This is a genomic window from Halopseudomonas sp., from assembly GCF_041579695.1.
GTDB lineage: Bacteria > Pseudomonadota > Gammaproteobacteria > Pseudomonadales > Pseudomonadaceae > Halopseudomonas.
This window is the reverse complement of sequence record NZ_JBFGFI010000118.1, coordinates 1-6,232: the sequence shown is the minus strand read 5'-3', so window position 1 is coordinate 6,232 and position 6,232 is coordinate 1. Positions and strand designations below refer to the sequence as shown.

6 protein-coding genes are annotated in these 6,232 nt (G+C 56.6%); all 6 read left to right on the top strand.

Annotated features, from left to right (window positions below; translation table 11 throughout):
* Positions 1–35: 35 nt before the first annotated feature.
* Positions 36–1,076 carry a methyltransferase domain-containing protein gene (locus tag ABYA88_RS14850; RefSeq protein WP_373188172.1) on the top strand — a complete coding sequence of 347 codons (1,041 nt, stop codon included), beginning with the start codon at positions 36–38 and terminating at the stop codon, positions 1,074–1,076.
* A complete protein-coding gene (locus ABYA88_RS14845; protein ID WP_373188171.1) occupies positions 1,067–1,573 on the top strand; it encodes an arsenate reductase ArsC in 507 nt (168 codons plus the stop codon). The genes ABYA88_RS14850 and ABYA88_RS14845 overlap by 10 nt, the downstream gene beginning before the upstream one ends.
* A gap of 281 nt (positions 1,574–1,854) precedes the next feature.
* Positions 1,855–2,607 (top strand): YiiX/YebB-like N1pC/P60 family cysteine hydrolase, encoded by a 753-nt coding sequence (locus ABYA88_RS14840; RefSeq protein ID WP_373188170.1) that lies wholly within the window; start codon positions 1,855–1,857, stop codon positions 2,605–2,607.
* Positions 2,608–3,188: 581 nt separating this feature from the next.
* Positions 3,189–5,570, top strand: a complete 2,382-nt coding sequence (locus ABYA88_RS14835; RefSeq protein ID WP_373188169.1) for an amylase — start codon at positions 3,189–3,191, stop codon at positions 5,568–5,570.
* Positions 5,560–5,982: a DoxX family protein gene (locus tag ABYA88_RS14830; protein ID WP_373188168.1), complete on the top strand. Its 423-nt coding sequence runs from the start codon at positions 5,560–5,562 to the stop codon at positions 5,980–5,982. Before ABYA88_RS14835 ends, ABYA88_RS14830 begins: the two co-directional genes overlap by 11 nt.
* Positions 5,983–6,047: 65 nt before the next feature.
* Positions 6,048–6,232: hypothetical protein (locus ABYA88_RS14825; protein ID WP_373188167.1), on the top strand; the 185-nt coding region annotated here is incomplete at its 3' end.

Here is a 6,232-nt window from a genome sequence, read left to right as displayed (position 1 = left end):
TCTAAGACTCAGTTTACCCATGCCTAGGGGGCTCCATGCACGAATCGGTCAAAGACTATTACGGTAAGGTGCTGCAGAGCAGTGCCGATTTGAAGACATCCGCCTGTTGTGATGTATCCAGCATGCCGGGTTGGCTCAAGCCTCTGCTGGCCAGCATCCATCCCGAAGTCACGGAAAAATATTACGGCTGCGGCCTGGTCGCGCCGCATTTACTGGAAGGTTGCCGGATTCTCGACCTGGGCAGCGGTTCGGGGCGCGATTGCTACGTGCTGGCGCAGCTGGCTGGCGCCGAGGGTCAGGTGATCGGCGTCGATATGACCGAAGAGCAGCTGGACGTGGCGCGCCGCCATCTGGACTACCATGCCGAACGCTTCGGTTATGCCAACGTCCAGTTCCACCATGGTTATATCGAACAGCTCGATACCCTGGATTTAGCCGACAACAGCATTGATGTCATCGTATCCAACTGCGTGATCAACCTGTCTCCAGACAAGGATGCAGTGCTGCGCGAGGCCTATCGTCTGCTCAAGCCCGGTGGGGAGCTGTATTTCTCCGATATCTACGCCGATCGCCGTCTGCCCGACGCCTTGCGCCAGGACGAGGTGTTATATGGCGAGTGCCTCGGCGGCGCTCTCTACTGGAACGACTTCGAGAACCTGGCCAAACGCCACGGTTTTCTTGATCCTCGACTGGTGGAAGACCGTCCGCTGGAGATCACCGACCCGGCCATCGCGGCGAAGCTGGGCAACATCCAATTCTTCTCTGCCACTTATCGGTTGTTCAAGCTGCCAGAACTGGAACCGGCTTGTGAGGATTATGGCCAGGCGGTGATTTATCGCGGCAGCATCACCGAAGCCGAGCATCTGTTCCAGCTGGACAAGCACCACGCGATTGAAACCGGTCGGATTTTCCCGGTGTGCGGCAATACCTGGCGCATGCTGCAGGACACCCGATTCGCGGCGCACTTCGAGTTTGTCGGCAACTTTGATAGACACTACGGCATCTTCCCCGGCTGTGGCGGCGTCGTGCCCTATGACACGGTAGAAATCGCCGCAGGGGAAAGCCCATGCTGCTGAACGATGATGCCCCGCCCATGCGCCTGTTGGTGTTATGCACTGGCAATTCGGCACGCAGCATCATCGCCGAGGAGCTCTTCAATCGCCTGCTGGGTGTTCACATTCAGGCCTTTAGCGCCGGTAGCAATCCAACCGGCCGGGTCAATCCACTGGCAATGGAGCAGTTGAGCGAGTGGTCCGGTGCCGAGGCTCCGCGCAGCAAGAGTTGGGACGAATTCCTCACACCCGACGCTGTGCCGCTGGACATCGTGCTTACCGTCTGCGGCAATGCCGGCCAGGCCTGCCCGCAGTTTCCGGGTACACCGCAGCGGGTACATTGGGGGCTGCCTGACCCGGCCGCCGTGCAAGGTAGCGAAGCGCTCAAGCGCTGCGCCTTTGACGAATGTCATCACAGCTTGAGGGAGCGTATCAATGGGCTAGCTGAGTACCTCGCTCCGTTGCAAGGAGAGCGAGTGGAGTCATCGACTCTGGCTGCCCAGATGCGGTCTTTTGCATAATAAAAGGAGTTGTACATGTCGGCCCGGAAACGGCTCCGTCGCCAACATGCCGTTAAGATGTATCGCGTGACCCGTCATTTCAGGAATTTTAACAGGCTCGGTAATAGTGATGCACAGTAAAGCCGGTCTGTCCCATTGCATTTGACCGGAAAAAGTCATGTTCTGTAGTTCATTGTTCACAGATTCGCCCTGCCTCCATGTCGGAGGCGCTGGCGTGTAACATTTCTCCTGGTTTCCCGTCTCTTCTATTAATTACAACATATTTGGGACCGGGATTGACCATGCTACTGAACTGGCTCTCCAGGCGCTTGGCCGCCTACCTTACCAAAGAGATCAAATGCCAATCGGTCAGGACCTCTTCCTGGACGGCTATGCAGGCGTCGATCAAACCCGGCGACGTGCTTCTGGTAGAGGGTAATACGAGAATCAGCACGGCTATCAAGTATCTGACACAATCCACCTGGTCCCATGCGGCGCTCTATCTGGGCCCGGGGGCGGGTCTGGGATTTTCTGAAAGCGGCGAGCAACACGTTCTGGTAGAGGCGGATCTCGAGGAGGGCATTCGTAGTCTGCCGCTGTCTTTTTACCGGCACTTTCACACCCGGATCTGCCGGCCTGTGGGGCTCAGGGAGGAGGATATCGGCACCTTGATCGCCTATTCGAAAAGTCGGCTCGGACATCAGTACGACCTGAAAAACGTCTGGGATCTTGCGCGTTACCTTTGCCCCACACCGCCGGTACCAACACGGTATCGCCGCTCCATGCTGGCACTGGGCAGCGGCGATCCTACCCGGGCGATCTGTTCCACATTTATCGCTCTAGGCTTCCAGTCCTTCCGATATCCGATACTGCCTGAGCGCCTGGCCGACTCAGACGATGGCGCAGACTTGGAACCCCAGCAACGCGAGTATTTTCGGATTAGGCATCACTCTCTGTTCGCCCCTCGCGACTTTGATGTGTCGCCCTATTTCGACGTAATCAAACCCAAGCTGGAGCAAGGGTTTGATTACCGCCAATTTCAATGGGCTCAATGATTCACCGACCCAGCCATCTTGTCTGCGCTTCGGTTCACGCGTCCACGCCGTTTTTCCGGGCTTTGCGAGAGACACTCGAGGCGCCGCCATATTACAAAAAGGGGGGTACTCCCACCCGAGTCTGGCCGCGGATTCACTGATGCAAAGTGAGATTAGTGCTTGTCGATATATTTTACTGTTCCAGCCGGGTGTATTCCGTCAATGCCGCCAGCTCTTCGGAGCCCCATGCAACTGGTTCTGAAGCCATCGGCGGGAACATGCAGGTCTGGATCATTTAACCCAGCTATCCATGCCAAAGTCTCGCTGCCCCATGGCCACGTAATGGGGGTATTCATTCTTGAACGTGGCGCTCATAGCCGGCGCCATCAGCATGCCAAGTGGCACAGGAAAGACCGTTGGAAGAAGGGCTTGAGTCATTGAAAAGCTGAGCGGCCTGACTTAAACGGAACTGCCTCCATAAAAGCCGTGTGATTCATTCAGCATATTAAGTAAAGGCAAAAAACTACGGTCTGTTGTAACAAAGCCGCATCGTCGCACTCCAAGACTCACAAAAGAACAATTCCTGAAGGGAATTTACGTCGATGACTGTGAGCAAATCGGAAATCAGGCGCTACTGGCTGGGTGGCAAACGCAAGGCTGAACAGGATCTGTTTTTTCAACAGGCGCTGAAGCCGTCACTATGGCAGCAGGGTGATCAGCAAGATTGGGATACCTGCTGGTTCACCGGCATGCCTGCCCCGGAGGTCTTCCGCCGCGCCAGTCCCGCGCGAAAGATCAACCATATTCCCGGTAACAGCGCGCTGACCATCAAGAGCAGCCTTTATCGCACAGTATCTTCATTGCGTGAACGCCTGGTAGAACAATATGGCACCGCCAGTGCCGAGGTGGCCAGGCTTGGCTTTCTCCCTCGCGTCTATTCGATGCCGGAGGATTATCACCAGCTGCAGGAGGACGCGCTCGACGACCCGTCCAGACACTGGATTCTCAAGCCAGCGAACGCCTCACGTGGCAGGGGTATTCGCGTCCTGACTGACGTTGCAACAGCACCTGTCGATGCTCCCTGGATGGTACAGCAGTACCTTGAAAAACCGCACACCATGCACAAACGCAAATATGTATTGCGGCTCTACGTGCTGATTGCTTCGATCGAACCTCTACGCGTTTATCTCTACCGGCAGGGATTTGCCAAGTTGGCTTCGGAGCCATATGACGTCAACGATGCGGACAACGTGTATAGCCAACTGACCAACCCCGACATCAATGCACTGAACAGCGAAGCGCAAGCGCCGGTGGAGTTCGTCGACCTGGAGCGTTATCGCCTATGGCTGCGCGAAGAAGGTCATGATGATGAAAAACTGTTCGAGCACATTCATGACCTGATCACATTGACCATGATTGCCTCGCTGGAACTCATGCGCAAACGCAGCGCCGAATGCAAGGCTGACCCGCGCGGCTGCTATGAGTTGCTGGGGCTCGATTGTCTGGTCGACGCTGAACTAAAGCCATGGATCCTAGAGTGCAACTTGAGTCCGTCACTCGGTATCTGCGCCGCACCGGAAGACGGCGGCGAGATAGAGGAGCAGATCAAATCTGCGCTGGTTGCCGACATGACCTCCATAGTCGGACTGAATCTGACTCAATCGCCCGGAACAGGAAACACTATTGAGGACCTTGCCACGCAGATTGCTGCCCAGGCCCAACAGGAGCTTGAGCAGGCGGGCGGCTTTCAGCGTCTATATCCAAACGCGGATGCCGATGACTATCTGCCGTTTTTCGCGATGCCCCGGCTAACCGATATTCTGCTGGCTGACGCGGTAAAAGGCTCGGCGGTCAAACGCCCCACGCTGCAACGCCGCTTTGCTACCGACCTGGTGACTGAAGAAAAGCTGGCGCTCTACCACGAAAAGACCGGTCAGCTAATCAACATGAACGACTCGGCTGCGTTCATCTGGCTGATGGCTATGGAGGGCATCGAGCCGGATGCAATCGCAGAGCAACTCTTTGCCGCAAGCAGGGATACCCAGAGTAACGGTCCCGACCTGCTATCAGTACGCAAGGACGTCTGGGACAGTCTGGCCGACTGGGCTCATCGCGGCCTCCTGATGCAAGCGGCAACTTCGAACCATTCGGTAGCGATCAGTGCTTCGCGCGAAGTGCCCGCGCCCCTGCATACAAGCCTGGCGTGTGGTGCCCGTGGTGTACGCCTGCAAACCGACAGCAGGCCAGTGATGGCACGGCTGGAGCCTCTGATCGAAGCTCTTGGGTGCGACCAGGCAGTACCCCTGAATCCGCTGCATGTGGAGATACTCCGCGATACATCTGGCTTTGCGCTGGCAATCGATGGTGAATTGATGGCCACACGCCTACCACTTTCCGAGCTCGCTCTCAGGTTGCCAGTTCTGTTGGCCAGACATACCGCAAGCTCAGATCAGCTCGTACTTGACGCAGGACTGCTGGTCGCTCCGTCGACGGTAATGATGTTTGCCAGACCCGAGGGCAACGATGAGTTTATCTGTCACTTTACTGAGAAGCATGAGTACGGCTTTAGCCGGGGTCTCAGCCTGGATCGTGAAAAACCATCCTCGGCTCAGGTGATCGGCCTGCCCGGCCAGAGCGGAAATCATCTGTTCAAGCCCTCCCCGGGGTTAACGAGTCCGGAGCAGATCAGCGCCATAGTAGTGCTGGTGACAAGCAAGCAGACCGGCCCCATTTTGCAGCCGATCCCGGTGACCGACGCTCTTGAGGCGCTGTTGCCAGCCTGTTCGCTGGCAGCAGGTCATGCGCTCACCGGCACAGACTTCACTGCCCTGGCGGCATGGGTGTCGGAGCGCGAGTGCTACGCCCTGAATGTTGCCGACTACGCCGCGGCTGAAGAAGTACTGATCGAGAAGCTTGGTGGTCAACCAGCGGACTCGGCTCTTTCAATTCAACACAACGAGGAGGTATCGACACATGGCCAATGACGCTATTGGACAAACAGAGGTTGCCGGATCTTACGCTCACTGGCTTCTGCGCTTTGCGCTGGCAAGCGTATTTCTCTTCATGGGCTTTGACAAATTCATGGGCGGCGGTATCGGTGCATTCGCTGGAATGATGGATATGCCGGTATTTATCGCGGCATTGGTTGCGCTGGCGGAGATAGGAGCAGGCGTATTTGTCGTGATCGGCGCATTTGCAGGTCCGGTTTACGGCAGTTTGATTACCCGTCTCGGAGCGCTGATGACATTGCCTGTGATGTTTGGCGCCGTCTTCATGGTGCATTGGGGCCAATGGCATTTCATGCCGACAGCGAGCCACCCCATGGGCGGAATGATGTTTCAGATCACGCTCATCATGCTGGCCCTTTATCTTCTTGCCCGCGGTAATAACGCCTGAACGTTGGCGCAGGCCAGCACGCTGGGTGCACCGATCAACCATGAAAGTGATGTGAGGAATTCTCCATGCCAGACAATCACAACCAGACACTGCTTGAGAAGCTGTCCAAGGGAATCGCCTATAGCGTACCAATTTTGGCCATTGCCGCAGCAGGCTCTGCGCTGCACGCAATAGGCTCGGACATCTACAGTGAGAGCGGATACCAAATGACCGCGCCTGCCGCGGAAGCTGAAGCTGAGGGCGAGAGCGA